At 67.9% G+C, this 16,492-nt stretch carries 14 protein-coding genes; 9 read left to right on the top strand and 5 right to left on the bottom strand.

The genetic code is table 11. The features are described 5' to 3' along the window. Positions 1-121: 121 nt before the first annotated feature. A complete protein-coding gene (locus BST13_RS29080) occupies positions 122-985 on the bottom strand; it encodes an IclR family transcriptional regulator (RefSeq protein WP_083168441.1) in 864 nt (287 codons plus the stop codon). A gap of 166 nt (positions 986-1,151) precedes the next feature. Here BST13_RS29080 and BST13_RS29085 point away from each other — a divergent pair, with 166 nt between their 5' ends. After that, positions 1,152-1,961, top strand: coding sequence for a hypothetical protein (locus BST13_RS29085; RefSeq protein WP_083168443.1), 810 nt, complete (start codon positions 1,152-1,154; stop codon positions 1,959-1,961). Then, positions 1,958-2,908 carry an alpha/beta hydrolase gene (locus BST13_RS29090; protein ID WP_083168444.1) on the top strand — a complete coding sequence of 317 codons (951 nt, stop codon included), beginning with the start codon at positions 1,958-1,960 and terminating at the stop codon, positions 2,906-2,908. Before BST13_RS29085 ends, BST13_RS29090 begins: the two co-directional genes overlap by 4 nt. A 93-nt stretch (positions 2,909-3,001) precedes the next feature. Here BST13_RS29090 and BST13_RS29095 read toward each other — a convergent pair whose 3' ends face one another. After that, positions 3,002-4,636, bottom strand: coding sequence for a flavin-containing monooxygenase (locus BST13_RS29095; protein ID WP_245839850.1), 1,635 nt, complete (start codon positions 4,634-4,636; stop codon positions 3,002-3,004). 246 nt (positions 4,637-4,882) lie between these two features. Here BST13_RS29095 and BST13_RS29100 point away from each other — a divergent pair, with 246 nt between their 5' ends. The 3 genes from BST13_RS29100 to BST13_RS29110 all read left to right on the top strand — a co-directional run bounded on the left by BST13_RS29100 (position 4,883) and on the right by BST13_RS29110 (position 8,025). Beyond that, positions 4,883-6,268, top strand: a complete 1,386-nt coding sequence (locus BST13_RS29100) for a WS/DGAT/MGAT family O-acyltransferase (protein WP_211296205.1) — start codon at positions 4,883-4,885, stop codon at positions 6,266-6,268. Positions 6,269-6,416: 148 nt separating this feature from the next. Beyond that, positions 6,417-7,193: an SDR family oxidoreductase gene (locus tag BST13_RS29105; protein WP_083168449.1), complete on the top strand. Its 777-nt coding sequence runs from the start codon at positions 6,417-6,419 to the stop codon at positions 7,191-7,193. Positions 7,194-7,233: 40 nt separating this feature from the next. Then, complete coding sequence (locus BST13_RS29110) at positions 7,234-8,025, top strand: SDR family NAD(P)-dependent oxidoreductase (protein WP_083168450.1); 792 nt, start codon at positions 7,234-7,236, stop codon at positions 8,023-8,025. Positions 8,026-8,048: 23 nt separating this feature from the next. Here BST13_RS29110 and BST13_RS29115 read toward each other — a convergent pair whose 3' ends face one another. Next, complete coding sequence (locus BST13_RS29115) at positions 8,049-9,107, bottom strand: acyl-CoA dehydrogenase family protein (RefSeq protein ID WP_083168452.1); 1,059 nt, start codon at positions 9,105-9,107, stop codon at positions 8,049-8,051. A gap of 244 nt (positions 9,108-9,351) precedes the next feature. Between BST13_RS29115 and BST13_RS29120 the strand changes: the two genes are divergently transcribed. Next, positions 9,352-10,167, top strand: a complete 816-nt coding sequence (locus tag BST13_RS29120; protein WP_083168488.1) for an IclR family transcriptional regulator — start codon at positions 9,352-9,354, stop codon at positions 10,165-10,167. A gap of 18 nt (positions 10,168-10,185) precedes the next feature. Here BST13_RS29120 and BST13_RS29125 read toward each other — a convergent pair whose 3' ends face one another. After that, positions 10,186-11,283 carry an acyl-CoA dehydrogenase family protein gene (locus tag BST13_RS29125; RefSeq protein ID WP_083168453.1) on the bottom strand — a complete coding sequence of 366 codons (1,098 nt, stop codon included), beginning with the start codon at positions 11,281-11,283 and terminating at the stop codon, positions 10,186-10,188. 83 nt (positions 11,284-11,366) lie between these two features. Between BST13_RS29125 and BST13_RS29130 the strand changes: the two genes are divergently transcribed. Next, a complete protein-coding gene (locus tag BST13_RS29130) occupies positions 11,367-12,326 on the top strand; it encodes an acyl-CoA dehydrogenase family protein (protein WP_158087208.1) in 960 nt (319 codons plus the stop codon). On the opposite strand, the gene BST13_RS29135 is transcribed toward BST13_RS29130, so the two are convergent. Further along, on the bottom strand, positions 12,273-13,766 hold the full coding sequence (locus BST13_RS29135; protein ID WP_245839851.1) for a wax ester/triacylglycerol synthase family O-acyltransferase: 1,494 nt from the start codon (positions 13,764-13,766) through the stop codon (positions 12,273-12,275). The genes BST13_RS29130 and BST13_RS29135 overlap by 54 nt on opposite strands. 94 nt (positions 13,767-13,860) lie before the next feature. On the opposite strand from BST13_RS29135, the gene BST13_RS29140 reads away from it, so the two are divergent. Together BST13_RS29140 and BST13_RS29145 are read left to right on the top strand one after the other, a co-directional pair. After that, positions 13,861-15,507, top strand: a complete 1,647-nt coding sequence (locus BST13_RS29140) for an AMP-binding protein (RefSeq protein ID WP_083168456.1) — start codon at positions 13,861-13,863, stop codon at positions 15,505-15,507. After that, on the top strand, positions 15,504-16,460 hold the full coding sequence (locus tag BST13_RS29145; RefSeq protein ID WP_245839852.1) for an alpha/beta hydrolase: 957 nt from the start codon (positions 15,504-15,506) through the stop codon (positions 16,458-16,460). The genes BST13_RS29140 and BST13_RS29145 overlap by 4 nt, the downstream gene beginning before the upstream one ends. Positions 16,461-16,492 lie beyond the last annotated feature (32 nt).

The raw sequence follows: 16,492 nt of genomic DNA on the forward strand, positions 1-16,492 counted from the left end.
CGCGCTTCATCTTTGCCAGTGATCCTTGCTCGCGTTTCCTGTGGAATACCTTGTGGCGAGCATATGGCCGGGGTCGGCGTGCGGGATCGAGTAATGCACTACTCGAATTTTCGATCCCGGTTCAGCGGGCAGGCTTGCGGCAGGTCGGCAGCAGATGGTCGGCACCATTCGTCCCGACGGTGTGCTGCCGGGCCCGTCGCCGAGGACCCGAGCCGCCGACTGCCGCGTCATCCAGATTGCGCCAGATCTGCAGGGCGGTGATGCGCACCGGCGCGGCCAGCCGGTTGTCGAACGGCAACCGGTCGACCGGCCCGCACACCGACACCGCGGCGACGGGTTCGTCGACCGGCCCGACCGGGGCTGCCACACAGCCGAATCCGGGGGCACACTCCTCGCGGTCGAATGCCACGCCTCGAGTTCTGATCTCGCTCAGGGCGACCCGCAGCTCTGCTGTATCCGTGATCGAGTAGTTGGTCTTGCGGGTCAGCTCCGCCTCCTCGAGTTGTTCGAGCTGACCGAGCGGGCTGTAGGCCAGAATCGCCTTGCCCACACCCGTGCAATGCGCCGGCTGGCGCGCGCCGACCTGCGTCGGAATCGACAGTCCCATGCGGCCGGCCACCCTCTCGAGGTAGACGACATCGGCACCGTCGAGAATCGCCAGGTGCACCACCATGCCCGTCGCTCGGTGCAGATCCCACAGGAACGGTGCCGCGGCCCGGTAGACGCGGTTCTGGTGTACGGCACGGTGGCCCAGTTCGATGAGTTTGGTTCCGAGCTCGTACTCGTGCCCGGTGCGGCACAACCAGCGCTGCCGCACCAATTGGTCGAGCATGCGGTGGGTCGAGGAACGCGGCAGGCCGGTGCGGCGAGCGATCTGAGCCAGGGTCAGCCGAGTACCACCGTCGAAGGCATCCAGCAGCACTGAGACCCGTCCGATCGCGGCGATCGGCGGGGTATCGGGGCTGTCCTTGACGGCCGGCACCATGACTGTCTCCTCATCCGCTTGATCATGAATTCGCTTCCGGCATCGGGGTTCGGTTTTGTACCGGGCATTGTGATGGTGCAGTGCGTAGGAGTGGCTCGTGGGCCGTTGTCCCGCTCAGCGGTACAGGTCGTGCAATATTTGGGTCCCGCAGTGACGATCTTGAGTCATGACGTACACGGGACCGTTCGGCCACTGGGACTCGTTCCGGCCGCTGGACTCTCTCGCGTCGTTGTGGTCATCGGCGGCGGTCAGCCCGCACGGGAGCGCCGGCGCCTACCGGACCGTGTTCACCACACTGCGCCGACTAATCGTGGGCCGGCGCCTCAACATCGGGCTCGACTCGGGCGAGATCACCCTCACGGTGACGGAGTTCGAGTCCGACCTCGACATGCGCGGCCTGTCGGTCGGCCAACTCAATGACGTAGCCCTGTCTGCAGCCGAAATCTCCTGGAACGGACACCAACTCGACCGGGCCACCGCCGTATTGCACAACGTGCACATCAAACCCGCCACCCCGCCGGTGCTGGTCACGGCGCCACTCGAGATGACCGTCGAAGTACCCACCGCCGTCGTCGATGCGCTCTTCGACCTCGCTGCGCCGCGGCTGACCGGTCGGGTCGACGCGAACAGCGTCGCGCAGATCCGGTGGGCCCGCCGGCCCGGCTTGGGCCACCTCGAAGTAGACGCCGCCATCGACGGGTCGACGCTACTGGTGAGGCCACGCGTTCTGGTCGTCCGCCGATTGCGGTGGGTGCTGCCTGCACGTACGCCCGCCTACCGGGTGAAGCTACCGAAGCTGCCGCGCGAATTCAGGCTCAGCGTCATCAGCTTCGGCCCGAACATCGTCAACCTCACCGCAACGGTGCCCGAGTGGCAGTTGGACGTTCCGGGCGGACGGCTCGAAGACGTCATCACCCAACTCAGCGGCATGGGCCGGTCGCTCAATCTGACCCGGTTCGGGCGGATGTGGGAATGACCGGCAAACCGCCCTCCCGGCTCGATCCCGAGATCGCCGAGCTGCTGCCGGTCCTCGACACCGGCTTCCCCGCCGTCGAAACCATGACGGGTGCGCAGGCCCGCGCGGCGGTCCGGGCGCGGTTTCGGCCACCCACCGAGCCGCAACCGATCGGCGCCGTGCGCGACTGCGTGACACCCGACGGTGTACCGGTCCGGATCTATTGGCCCGCAACAACGCTGAGCCCTCCGCTGCCACTGGTGGTATTCGCCCACGGCGGCGGATTCGTGTTCTGCGATCTGGACACCCACGACGATCTGTGCCGGTCGCTCGCCAACGGCATCGGCGCCGTGGTGGTGTCGGTCGACTATCGGCTGGCGCCCGAGTCACGGTGGCCCACGGCTGCCGAGGACCTGTACGCCGCCCTGCGCTGGGCGGCCGAACATGCCGGCGAGCTCGGCGGCGACCCGGCGCGACTGGTGATCGCCGGCGACAGCGCGGGCGGCAATCTCGCTGCGGTGACGGCGATCTTGGCGCGTGATCGCGGTGGTCCTGTCGTCGCGGCTCAAGCGCTGCTGTACCCGGTGATCGCCGCCGATTTCACCACTGAGTCCTATCGCCAGTTCGCGACCGGCTACTACAACACCGCCGCCGCGATGGCGTGGTACTGGGATCAGTACATTCCGAACGTCTCGGACCGCACCCATCCGCATGCCTCACCGCTGCGCGCGGAGCTGTCGGGTCTGCCTCCGGCGGTCGTGCTGACGGCAGGCTTCGACCCGTTGCGTTCCGAAGGCGATCGGTACGCCGAGGCCCTTGCAGCCCAAGGCGTTCCGGTGCATCACCGGCGCTACTCCGGAGCCATCCACGGGTTCATGACCATGCCTGCGCTCACCGTGACCGGCGAGGCCCGGCGCCAGGTCGCCGCCGATGTCACCTCACTGCTGGCCCGCTGGGCAGTCGACTAGCAATCGGCCAGTGTCGTCGCGAGTGTGAATCGTCTGCGAAAAACCTGCCCGGAAATCGCAGAGACCGCACACTCGCGGCGGCGCCGGATCTGGTCAGTCCTCGAGGATGTCGAATCCCTTGTAGCCGGCTGCGGCCACATCGGCGATGATCTCGCCGTATACCCCGAAGCCACCGACGAACGGCATGAACACGCGCGGCTTGCCCGGGATGTTCGCGCCGAGGTACCACGAATTGGCCTGCGGCATCAAAGTTCCCGCAGCGCGGCGGCTGCACTCCTGCACCCACTCGGCTGCGGCGTCGGCACGCGCCTCCAGGGCACGTGCATCCCGCTCGTCGAGATAGGTGATCGCGTCGGCCACCCAGTCCACGTGCAACTCCGAATGCAGCACCATGTTCGCAAGCACCGACGGGCTGCCCGGTCCGGCGATGTTGAACAGGTTCGGGAAGCCGGCTACCCCGAGGCCGAGATAGGTGACGGGGCCGTGCGCCCACGCCTCGTTGAGTGTGCGTCCGCCGCGGCCGACGACATTGAGCTTCTGCACCGACCCGGTCATCGCGTCGAACCCGGTGGCCAACACCAAGGCGTCCAACGCGTAATGGGCGTCGGAAGTCTCCACGCCGGTCGCGTCGATCCGCTCGATCGGCGTCGCCCGCAGGTTCACGAGGTGTACATGGTCGCGATTGAATGTCTGAAAGTAGTTATCGTCGGTGCAGATCCGCTTGGCACCGATCGGATGGTCCTTCGGGATCAGCAGATCTGCGGTCGCCGGGTCGTCGATGACACCGCGGACCTTCTCCTCCCAGAACCGGCGTGCGGTGTCGTTGGCCTCGATGGTGATCAACTGATCCGGGAACGCCTTGGAGAACAGCACGCCGCCCAGTTCCCAACGGCGCTCGTAGGTTTTCCGCAGCTCGTCGTCGGATACCTCAAGGGCCGACTTGGGATGCGGCTGATGCGGAGAGCCACCGCCGCTGGCACGCGACAGCCGTCGCCGTTCGGCGTAGTTCGCCTTCTGCCGAGCCCGCGTTTCGTCATCGAGCCGCACATTGCCGGCCGGCACACTGTAATTGGGTGTCCGCTGGAAGACGTACAGCTGCGCGGCCTCATCGGCGATGCACGGAATCGCTTGTATGCCGGAGGATCCGGTACCGATGACCCCGACCCGTTTGCCCGTGAAGTCGACGCCTTCGTGCGGCCAGTGGGCGGTGTGATATACCTCGCCGGCAAACGAGTCGAGGCCATCGATGGCCGGGATGTTCGCGTTGGACAGCGGGCCCACCGCCAGGATGCAGAAGCGCGCCGACACGACATCGCCACGGTCGGTACGGACCTCCCAACGCAGCGTCTGCTCATCGAGCACCATGTCGGTGACCCTGGCCCCGAACGTGATGTCGCGGCGCAGGTCGAAGCGGTCGGCCACGTGGTTGAGGTAGCGCAGGATCTCCGGTTGGGTCGCGTACTTCTCGCTCCAGTCCCACTCCTGCTGCAGATCCTCGTCGAACGAATACGAATAGTCGACGCTCTCGACGTCACAGCGGGCACCCGGGTAGCGGTTCCAGTACCACACGCCGCCCACACCATCGGCCGCCTCGACCACCCGCACCGAAAGTCCCTGACCGCGAAGGCGATGCAACGCGTAGAGGCCGGCGAAACCGGCTCCGACCACCACGACGTCCACCGTGGCCGGAACTTCCGCGATCTCTGACGATGGTGCTCGGACTGCCACTATGGTCGCCTTTCACGTGGTGCTCGGGGGTGCCACGCTACGAACCGAATCCGGCCGGCCACAGCCGTTGTCTCACTCACCGGCACAATCTCGCCGAGCCACGGTGCGTTGACTGGGCGCTATCCGGACGCCCCGCCCCGACTTCAAACAGATGTCCCGCTGACTGGGAACAAACCCCAGTTCAGAGCCGGTTTCTCGGTACCTTCGTGCCTGCAGGGCCACGTGGTCCGCGAATGGGAGTCCTCGGTGAAACGCTTGTCAGGTATGGATGCCATGTTCTTGTCCATGGAGGGCACCGAGTGGCCGCAACACACGCTGGGGTTGATGATCCTCGATCCCAGTGACGCACCGGGATTCGATTTCGAGCACCTGCGTGATCACCTGGACCGGCGGCTACCCTACCTGCCCCAGTTCCGGCGTCGGATCCAAGAAGTGCCGCTCGGGCTCGACCGGCCGGTGTGGGTCGACGACCCCTCGTTCAAACTCGACTATCACATCCACCGCGCGGCGCTGCCCGCTCCCGGTGGCCAACGCGAGCTCGCCGATGTCGTCGGCGAGATCCTGGGCCGCCAGCTCGATCGCAACCAGCCATTGTGGGAGAGCTGGTTCGTCGAGGGCCTCGAAGGTGGCCGCGTCGCCTACATCGCCAAGACCCACCACTCGATGGTCGACGGGGTCTCCGGCGCCGGCCTGTCCTCGGTGCTCTGCGATGCCCATCCCACGGCCGACAAGCCACTGGTCGACCTGCCCGCGCAGGGCGAGCAACCGCGACACTCCGCACTCGAGCTGTTCGCGAAGGGCACGGTCGCGGCCGCAACCTCGCCACCGAAGATCGCGCAGTATCTGGGCCAGACCGTGCGCAGTGCTGTGACGACCATCAGTCACCTGCGGCGCGACAACCCGCCGCCGCGGCCGATGAGTGCCCCGAAGACGAGCTTCAACGGTGCGCTGAGTTCGCACCGCAGCTTCGCCTACACGTCGCTGCCGATGGCCGACATCAAGCACGTCAAGAACAGCCTCGGCGTCAAGGTCAACGACGTCATCCTCTGCGTCGTCGCGGGCGCCCTGCGCGGCTATCTGCTCAAACGCGATGAGCTGCCGCAGAACCCGGTGCTGGCCACCGTCCCGATGTCGACCCGCGACGCCGGCGACGACGAACTCGGCAACTTCGTGCACGCGATGGTCGCGTCGATGTGTACCGACGTCGAGGATCCGGTCGAGAGGTTGTCGGCCATCCACAGCGGGATGAACAGCGCCAAGGCGCTGGCCGAAGACCTACAATCGCAGCAGTCGGTCGGCCTGACCGACTTCGCGCCACCTCTACTGCTGAACCTGTTGTTCAAGGGATTCCGCGCCGCCAAACTCGAAGACAAACTGCCGCTCGGCAGCAACCTCATCGTGTCGAACGTTCCCGGCCCACCGGTCCAGCTCTACATGGCCGGTGCGCGCATCGAACACATCGTGCCGGTGGGCCCGCTGACCGTGGGCATGGGTATCAACGTCACGGTGTTCAGCTACGGCGACTACGTGGACGTCGGGGTGCAGGCCGATCCCGAGCTGGTGGACGACCCGTGGGAGCTCCTCGAGGGCGCCAAGGCCGAGCTCGAGAAGCTGATGGCCGCGGCCGGTTGACCGGTTCCCCCCACCGAGACGGCCCGGCAGCACGAATTCCCATTGAGTAGGACTAAACCCAGCGCAGCCTCCCGCGATGTGATTGCGTCAATGCGCGGGCGGACCGGCCGAGGTCTCTGCCCAGTCGACGTGAAAGGAAGTTGCTGGGATACAGGCGGATTCACAAGGTTTGTCGGATGTGGTGGCCATCGTCACCGGCGGCGCCCGGGGGCTCGGCGCGTCGTTCGCGCGACACATCGTCGCCGGTGGCGGCAAGGTCGTCATCGCCGATGTCCTCGACGACGAGGGTGCCCAACTGGCAGCTGACCTCGGACCCAGCGCGCGCCATGTCCACCTCGACGTGACCGATCCGGTGCACTGGGAATCGGCGGTCCAGCTCACCCTTGGCGAGTTCGGCACGCTCACCGGTCTGGTGAACAACGCAGGCATCTCCACCGGGCAGTTCATCGAGCACGAACCGCTCGACCACTTCCGCACGGTGCTCGAGGTCAACCTCGTCGGGGTCTTCAACGGTCTGCAGGCGGTCATCGCGCCGATGCGCGCCGCCGGGGGCGGTTCGATCGTGAACATCTCGTCGGCGGCCGGAATGATGGGCCTGGCGCTGACGGCCGGTTACGGCGCCTCGAAGTGGGGCGTGCGCGGCCTGACCAAGATCGCCGCGGTGGAGCTGGGCGGCGACCGCATCCGGGTCAACTCCGTGCATCCCGGCATGACCTACACGCCGATGACGGCGCAGGTCGGCATCGTGCAGGGTGAGGGCAACTACCCCAACACGCCGATGGGCCGCGTCGGCGAGGCCGACGAGATCGCCGGTGCCGTCACCTATCTGCTGTCGGGTGCCGCCTCCTACGTCACCGGCGCGGAAATCGCCGTCGACGGCGGCTGGACTGCCGGCCCTACCGTGAAATACGTTATGGGTCAATGACATTCGCCGATCCGACCACCTGCGACAGGAGCACCACAGCATGAAGCGACTCGACGACCACCGGATCATGGTGACCGGCGCAGCATCGGGCATCGGGCAGGCCACCGTCTTGCGCCTGCTCGACGAAGGCGCGGCCGTCGTCGGTGCCGACATATCCACCGACGGGCTGGTCCACACGGGCGAACTCGCCCAGCACGCCGGCACCGAATCCCGGTTCACGGCGCTGACCATGGACATCGGGGACGAGACCTCCGTGGTCGAGGGGGTCAAGGCCGGCGTCGAAGCGCTCGGAGGCCTCGACGCCCTGGTCAACGCCGCAGGCATGCTGCGCGCCGTGCACACCCACGAGATGAGCCTGGCGTCGTGGAACCAGATCATCGCGGTCAACCTGACCGGCACCTTCCTGGTGACCCGCGAGGCCCTGCTTGCGCTGCTGGCCAATCCGCGCAGCGCGATCGTCAACTTCAGCTCCACCTCGGCGGCGTTCGCCCATCCCTACATGGCGGCGTATGCCGCCAGCAAGGGTGGCATTCAGTCGATGACCCACGCGCTGGCACTGGAGTACGGCAAACAGGGTCTGCGCGCAGTGAGCGTCGCGCCGGGCAGCATCAAGTCCGGGATCACCGACGCCACACCGGGATTCATCCCCTCCGACGCCGACTGGTCACTGTTCGCCAAGCTTTCGCCGATCGTGCCGACGACGCTGACCTCGGGCACCGCCGCGATGGGCGATCCCAGCGCGGTCGCCGGTGTGATCGCCATGTTGGTGTCCGACGACGGCGTGTTCATCAGCGGCACCGAGATCCGCATCGACGGCGGCACCCACGCCTGATGAGGCGGGGTGCGTCGGGGCGTTCAGCCCACCAGCCCCGACGCGGCAACCACCCCGGCGAGGCCGACATGGGCGTCCCGCCAGAACCTCTGCAGCGGGTGGTCACGACGCAGCTCGTCGATACTCGACCGCGACACGATGTCGTCGACCGCACGCACCGCGCGGCGCGCCGAGGCCACCTGATCGCGCCGGGCCCGCTCCCGCACACCCGCATCTATCGGCCCGTCGAGGACGAGATGAAACGACGCGCTGACGGTGTCGAGCAGCGCCAGCCGCGAAGCCCGGATCTCGGCGGCAGCCTGCTCGACGAAAACATCGTCGGATCCGCCCGCCGCGCCGTGATGAGCCAGCGCGCCGTCGGCCATCCCGATCACCGCAGCTGTGATACCCAGCGGCACCACCATGCCGAACGGCAAGTGGTAGATGGGATTACGCAGGCCGGCCCGCTCGGCCGCGGTCCCGTCGGCGACGCCGCGTTGCACCCGGTGTGCGGGCACGAAGATGTCGTCGGCAGCGATGGTCTTGCTGCCGGCACCCGCCAGCCCGACACCGTTCCACGAATCCTCGACGATCAGCAGATCGGCGGTCGGCGCCAGCACGTACACGTGCCCCGTCGCGTCGGCTGTGTCGACCACCCGAGCGCCCAGAACGACCCAGTCACAATGATCGATGCCTGCCACGCACTGCCAGTCACCCGAGAGCCGGTAGCCGCCGCCAACCGGAAGCAGCACGCCCGCAACGGAATACGCCGATGCGATCCAGCTGCCGGGGTCGGCTTCCCACACCTCGTCGCGCGGGCGCCGGTCCGCGGTGGCCACGATCCACGGGGGCACGCCGACCGATCCGGCGACCCAGCCTGCCGAACCGTCCAGGCGCGCGATCTCGTAGATGGCGTCCGCGAAATCCGCAGGGTGCGTTTCGATGCCGCCGAACTCCTCGGGCTGCAGCATGTGCATCACGCCGGAGCTTCGGAGCGCTTCGGCGCAGCGATCGTCCAACCGGCCGAGGGCCTCGTTGACGGGTCCGAGAGCCCGCAACACCCCGGCCTGTTCGTCGATGCCGTCCAGAACATCTCTGGTCATGTCAACACCACGCATCCACAACTCCCTTGTCGCCCGCATTGCGCGCTGCCGACCATCGTGGGGGAACCGATCGCGGGGTTGCGCCGCAATCTCACTCAATGGGATCGTGGTGGGCCGAGGATCCGACGTCCACGCAGAAGGGACGGCGCAGATGCCGAGTTACACAAGCCGTGAACCGGCACAGCCACGGCCCGACCAAACTAACCGCGCACGCGAGGAGCACCAAAGTAAGAACGCGGTGTCGATGGTGGATCGAGTCGCGCTGATCCTCAACACGTTCGACGAACCGGGCAAGCACCTGCGGCTGGATCAGATCGCCTGCCGCACCGAGTTACCGCGCTCGTCGGTGCACCGCATCCTCAAACAGCTGCACAAGGCCGGCCTGCTGCAGCATCGGCGTGACGGCTACGCGCTGGCCGCCTCACCCCTGCCCGTCACCAGGATGGTCGACCACTCGCAACTGCGGGGCGTCGCGTCGCCGACCCTGTCCCGTCTGCACGCCGACACCGGGCTCGTGGTGCATCTCGGAGTGCTCTTCGGAGGCGACGTCGTGTACCTCGACAAGGTGGCGGGCCGCAACAGCGCCGTCGTACCGACCCGCGTTGCCGGCCACACTCCCGCGCACGCCAGTGCGCTGGGCAAGACGATGCTGGCGCAGCTGCCCGCCGAGGACGTCGACGCCATCGTCGGGCAACGGCTCGTGCGATGCACGCGGGCCACCATCGGCGACCTGCCCACGCTGCACCGGGAACTGGCCCGCATCCGGTCGCGGCACGGGCTGGCCTACGACAACGAAGAACTCGCCATCGGGCTGACAAGCGTGGCGGCCCCGTTGCGCTCAGTTGACGGCGAGGTGGCCGGCCTGTCGCTGAGCGGAACCGTCCCGTTGCACCGCTTGCAGCGCACGGCCCCGTTCGTCATCCGCGCCGCGCGGCACATCTCCCAGCAGCTCGGCGCCGACCTCGGCGCCAAGCCGGCACCGTCGGGCGCCCCGGCCCTGGCCACCGACAACCTGCTGTCCCGGGTGCTGCGCACGATCACCTCCGACGCCTGGGTCTGACCACGCGCCAGGTGGATCTCACCAGAGAATGTCGTCGACCTCCATGCCGAACGAGTAGCGCCCGACGAGCGCAAGCACCTGTTCGACGTTGCTCGCCACGTGGGTGCGCGCGGTCTGCACGTCGCGCCAGACCCGTTCCACCACAGCGTCATCGGTGGCGTGGTCAGTCGCGTGCCGCACGAACGTCTGGATGGCGCCGTAGGCACGGTCGGAAGCCAGCACCTGGTCGCGCCGTGAGCGCAACACCAGCCCGGTGTCAGGCACCGCGTCGGCGCGGGCGCAATCCATCAGGGCGCGGATGTTGCCGTCGATCTGCCGCATCGAGAGGTCGACGTCGGAGCTCGCCATCGCGACCGGGCCCAGCGGCGCGGAGGCATCCGGCCGCAGGGCTGCCAGCACCCGGTCGGCCGCACCGATCAACGGAACCGTCCCGGTGTGGATGTACATCGTCGGCTGCGGCAGCCGGTACAACGGCGCCGGAACCTCCCGCTGATCACCGCTGACCCAGCCGAACGTGCGGTAGCGGGGTACCAGTGCCCCTGACACGACGACATCGTGCGCGCCGATGCCCCGCAAACCCACGCTGTTCCAGCTTGATTCGACGGTGTAGTCCTCATGGGGTACCAACGCCACCACAAAATCCTGGGCGGCGCCGTCGTCACCGACCAGAACCGCCGCGGCCATCAACCACGCCGCGTGCCCGATGCCGGTGCATCGACTCCACCGGCCCGACAACCGGAAACCGTCACCGGCCCGCTCGAGCCGTCCCGTCGGGGCGTACGACTCGCAGACCAGTGTGTTCGGGTCGGCACCCCAGACGTCGTTCTGGGCCTGCTTGTCGAACAGGGACAGATGCCACGTGTTGACCCCGAGCCAGCCCGCCATCCACCCAGTCGACATACACGCCGCCGACAGTTCCCGCACCACCGCCAGATACTCGACCGGGTCGGCTTCCAGCCCACCGAAGGCCCTGGGGCGCAGCATGGCGAAAAAACCGGCATCGTGCAGGCTCGCGATCACCGATGCGTCGACGGCACCGCTGCGGTCCACCTCCGACGCGGCCCCGTCGATCCCCGGCAGCAATCGACCGATCGCGCTGCGCACGCTCTTGGTCATCGCCTACCGCCTATCCCGCCTGCACGGTGTCTGGAGTGTGTCACCATCGTGGATACCATTCGTCACCGCTCCCAGGAGGTCATATGGCCCAGCCGCCCGGTGAATCAATTGCCGTGCTGGACGATTCGTCCACCACGCGGCTGTTGCAGCCGGCCGGAAACGGCGGCCGGGGTGTCCCTGTGGCCGAATTCGTCTCGGCGATATCCGAACTCGCCGGACGCGACGGCTCCGCCGGTTGGCTCGCAGCCATTCTCAACGCTGCCGCCAACCAAGTGGCGTCCATCGGCGGAGCTGCCGCAGAGCGGGTCTGGGGCCGTGACACGACCGCTCTGGTGACCATGGCGACACCCGCCGACGGGCGATTGATCCAGCAGGGCCCCAACTTTCGGCTTACCGGCCGGTGGGACGCCGTCACCGGTGCAGCATTCGCACATTGGTTGCTGTTGCGCGCCGACCTCGACGGCGCCGCCCACTGGGTGCTGCTCGGACGCGACGCGGTGGAGCAGGCACAGCGCACTGACATCACCGGCCTACGCACCACCGGCATTTGCGACGTCACAGTCGCCGATACCGTCGTCGACGCGTCTTCCGTATACCCGTGCGCCGACGAAAACACCCGTACCGAAACCGAATTCGTCGCCCCGGCGGTGGTCACAGGTGCCGCTGCGGCGGCCGCGGTGCTCGGTGCCGCCGCCGGGATCTGGCAGACCCACGTCGACCAGGTGCGCGAGCGACTGGCCACCTCGTACGGCAGCGAGGACACCGCCGAGCGCACGGCGTCGGCGGTGGTGGTCGCCGAAACCGCGTCGGCGATCGATGCCGCCACACTGCAACTCGAGGAATCACTGCACGCCCCGGCAACACCGGCGGCCCGTGCGCAATTGCAAGCGATCGCCCGGGCCCGTGACGCGGCCGACCGGCTGTTGGCCAGCGGCAACCGCCACGCGCTGGACGCCACCGACCCGGTCACCAGGCTCTGGCTGGACGTGTCAGCCGGATACCGCCTGGCGGTCCGCATCCTCGACGACCCCGACGCCGGCTGAGGCCGCCCGCTCGGACAGCTCGGCGAGCACACCCGGTGCCCGGTCGGCGATGCCATACGGGTCCGGGACATGGTCCCCGCAGGTCAGCACACAGATAGTCATGTCATCTCGATAGCTCCACCCGGTGAAGTTGAGGCCCATGGGGAACACCACCGGGCCCGACGAGATCAGCTGCTCGATGGGGGCACCGCCGAAGTACAGCGTCTGCTGGGGCCCACGCATGTTCGAGGCGATCAGGCTGAACATCGGGCGCTGCTTGATCCGAGCGCCCAGGATCGGCAGCACCCGCGAATACAGCCAGAACAGCGGCCAGTACTCCATCCAGTCGTGCTGCAGCCAGGCGTCGCGCTCGCCCTGGACCTCACGGGCGGTGCGGGTGGCCGCCGCGACGGCCTCGAGTCGTGCCACGGGATCGGCGATGTGCGTCGCGAGCTCGACGTTCCACCGGGCGACCTGATTACCCCACTGCGCTTCGCTGCCGGCCGGCCGCATGGACACCGGCACCACGGCGGTCAGCGGCTCATCGCTGAGCTGGTCGTGCTCCTGCAGATACCCGCGCAGCGCTCCCCCGCACATCGTGAGGAACACATCGTTGACCGTGACGCCGAAAGCCTTGGCAACCCGTTTGATCTCGGCTGCGTCGCAACAGCGGTACGCGAACCGGCGGCGCGCCGAGAACGGCTCGTTGAAGGCCATCGCGGGCGCCGTGAACGCTTCGGCGTAGCCGGGCTTTCCGGCCTTCTGCCGCCGCCGGATGACGCGGGTGACCTGGGCCGTGCGCGTGATGATGCGCGGGAACCGGCCGAGTGCGGCGATCTGGTGCCGCAGCACCAAAGGCCACCAGAGCGCGGCGGCCGGGCGCTTCTCGTTGGGCAGCGGAATCGGCCGCGGCCGCGGCAGCGGCGTCTGGGGATCCGTGCTGTAGAGCATTTCCAGCAGGCGCAGCGAGGCACTACCGTCGGCGACCGCATGGTGAATCTTGAGCACCAGCGCGATCCGGCCGTCGGCCAGGCCGTCGACGTACCACAGTTGCCACGCGGGCCGGTCGCGGTCGAGCGCGACCTCGAAGATGTCGCCGATGGTAGCCGCGAGCTGTTCGTCACCGCCCGGGGCCGGCGCGGTGGTCCGCTGGACGTGATGGTCGAGGTCGATCTGCGGGCGCGACACCCACCACGGGCGCCCGACACCGACGCGCGGTGAAAGCAGCTGCCACTGCAGCGGCTCGACTCGGTCCACCCACGCCTGGACGACGCTCTTGAGCCGATCGAAGCTGAGCGGTTCGGAAACCCGGGCAGGGTCGAGCACAACCGCCTTGATGGTGTGCTGCGGTTGCACCGAGCTCTCCCATGCCAGGAAGCTGTTGTCCTCACCCTTCAAACGGCGCATGTTCACCTCGCTTATCCGGCCGCCGAGCGCGGCGGCGTATGTGGCTGCGATCACTCTTCTCCATTTCTGTGTCCCACGAGACAACCTGTCCCGGCCAGCGGGATTTGACGATCCGCGGGCCCGGCGACGCGCCGTACGGTTCCGTGCCATGAAGCGAGCTATCCCAGGAAGCGAGGCCGTTGCCGCCAGGATCCACCGGATGCGAGTCATCGCCCGCAGCATCGCCGTGCTGCGCGAATCCGGGCTGTCGACAGGGGCCGCCGACGGCATCAGGCAGGCCCGGCTCGTTCGCCAGTTCGGCGGTTTCGCGGCCGTCATCGAAAGCGCCGCCATGCGCAACCCGGACGCCATCGCGATCACCGACGAGATCGGCGACATCACGTTCGCGCAACTGGGCGGCCGGGTCAATGCGCTGGCCCGCGCGTGGAATTCGCGTGGCATCGGGGCAGGCTCGGTGATCGCCACGCTGTGCCGCGACCACCGCGGACTCCTCACGGTGCTGGCCGCGACAGGCAAGGTCGGCGCCCAGCTACTGCTGATGAACACCGGCTTCGCCAAGCCGCAGCTCGCCGACGTCGCCGCCCGCGAGAGAGTCGACGTGCTCGTCTACGACGAGGAATTCACGGAACTGGTCAGCGCCATCGATCCAGACGTGCGGCGCTTCCTGGCCTGGACCGACGACCGCTCCACCACCGACATCGAAGGCACCCTCGAAGGCCTGATCGCGGCGACGTCGACGGCCCCCGTCGCCGCGCCCGCCAAGCCCGGCGGCATGACCTTGCTGACCAGCGGCACCACCGGTACGCCCAAGGGCGCCCCGCGTGGCAAGACCTCGCCCCTGTTCTCTGCGCAGCTGCTCGACCGCGTGCCGCGCCGACGGGACCAGACCTGCATGCTGGCCGCGCCGATGTTCCACGGCACCGGGCTGGGCCAGGCCGTGCTGTCGCTGGCGCTGGGCAACCGGCTGGTGTTGCGCCGCAGGTTCGACCCCGAAGCCACGCTGCGGGCGGTGCAGACCTACAAGTGCGACGTGCTCGTCGTGGTGCCGACTATGTTGCAGCGAATCCTGGCTCTGCCCAAAGAGGTTCGCGACAGCTATGACACGTCGTCCCTGAAGATCATCTTCGCGTCGGGTTCGGCCATGCCACCCGACTCGGTCGAACGCACACTCGCCGAATTCGGCCCCGTGCTCTACAACCTCTACGGATCGACCGAGCTCGCGGTGATGACCGTCGCGATGCCCGATGACCTGCGCCACGATCCACGCACTGCGGGCAGGCCCCCCGTGGGTTGTGCTGTGCGGCTCTACGATTCGGACGACACGGAGATCACCGAGCCGGGCGTGATCGGCCGGATTTTCGCCGGCAGCGACGTGAGCTTCGGCGGCTACACCGACGGCCGCACCAAGCAATCCATCGGCGGTCTCCAAAGCAGCGGCGACGTCGGCCATTTCGACGAGACCGGCCGGCTCTACGTCGACGGCCGCGACGACGACATGGTGATCTGCGGCGGCGAGAACGTCTACCCGTTGGAGGTCGAGAACCTCATCGCGAGCCACCCCGACGTGGACGAGGTCGCGGTGATCGGGGTCAGCGACGCCGATTTCGGCCAGCGGCTGGGCGCCTACGTGGTGCTCAACGACGGAGCGACCCTCGACGCCGAGGGGGTCAGGGAGTTCGTCAAGGCGAACCTGGCCCGCTACAAGGTGCCCCGCGATGTCGAGTTCCTCAGCAGGCTGCCGCGCAACGCAACCGGAAAGGTGCTGCGCGGCGAGCTGACCGGAGGCACCAAGTGAGCGATTCCGACATCATGAAGCGCGAGGTCGCCGGCCGGATGGGCGACGCGTTCGCCCCGATCGCCGAAGGCGGTATGGACCCCGTCGCCGCGGCGGCCGAGGTGCGGGCACGGCTCAAGGCCAGCCGCCGTCCCGCCAAACCTGTCGAGGTCGGCAACGTCGAAAACCGGACGGTCCCCGGCCCCGCGGGCGAGATACCGGTACGCATCTACCGTCCGCTCGGGGCCGGGGACAGCGGCCTGCCCGTGGTGATCTACTTCCACGGCGGCGGATTCGTGCTGTGCGACCTCGACTCACACGACTCCTGCTGCCGTCGGCTGTCCAATGGCATTGGCGCCGTGGTGGTTTCGGTCGACTACCGGCTGGCTCCCGAGCATCCGTTCCCGGCCGCCGTCGACGACGCGTGGGCAGCCACCGAGTGGGTCGGCAGCCATGTCGACGAACTCGGCGGCGACCCGGCCCGGCTGGTGCTCGCCGGGGACAGCGCAGGCGGCAACCTCGCAGCCGTGATGGCGATGGCAGCCCGCGACCGCGGCGGCCCGGCCATCGCATTCCAGGTGCTCATCTATCCCGTCGTCGACCAGCGCCGCAAGTCCTCACTGACGAGCCCGCACACCAAAAGCGGTGTGCTCACTGCGGCGCACATGCAGTGGTTCACCGAGCAGTACCTCGGCACAGGCGGAAACCGAAGCAGCACGCAGGTGTCACCGATTCTCGGCGACCTGTCCGGACTTCCGAACGCACACGTCCTCACCGGCGGGCTCGACCCGCTGTGCGAGGAGGGCGAGGAGTACGCGCGCAGGCTCGCCGCGGGCGGCGCGACGGTCAGCGTCCGACGTTATGACCGTGGCTTCCACGGATTCTTCAATCTCGCCGACCATCTACCGGACGCGGCGCAGGCCACCGACGACGTCTGCGCCGTGGTCCGCGAAGCGCTGGGCACCGAGCCCTGAACACCAAGCCCCACATCGGAAAATCGGGAAAG

The organism is Mycobacterium aquaticum, from assembly GCF_002086485.1.
Lineage (GTDB): Bacteria > Actinomycetota > Actinomycetes > Mycobacteriales > Mycobacteriaceae > Mycobacterium > Mycobacterium aquaticum.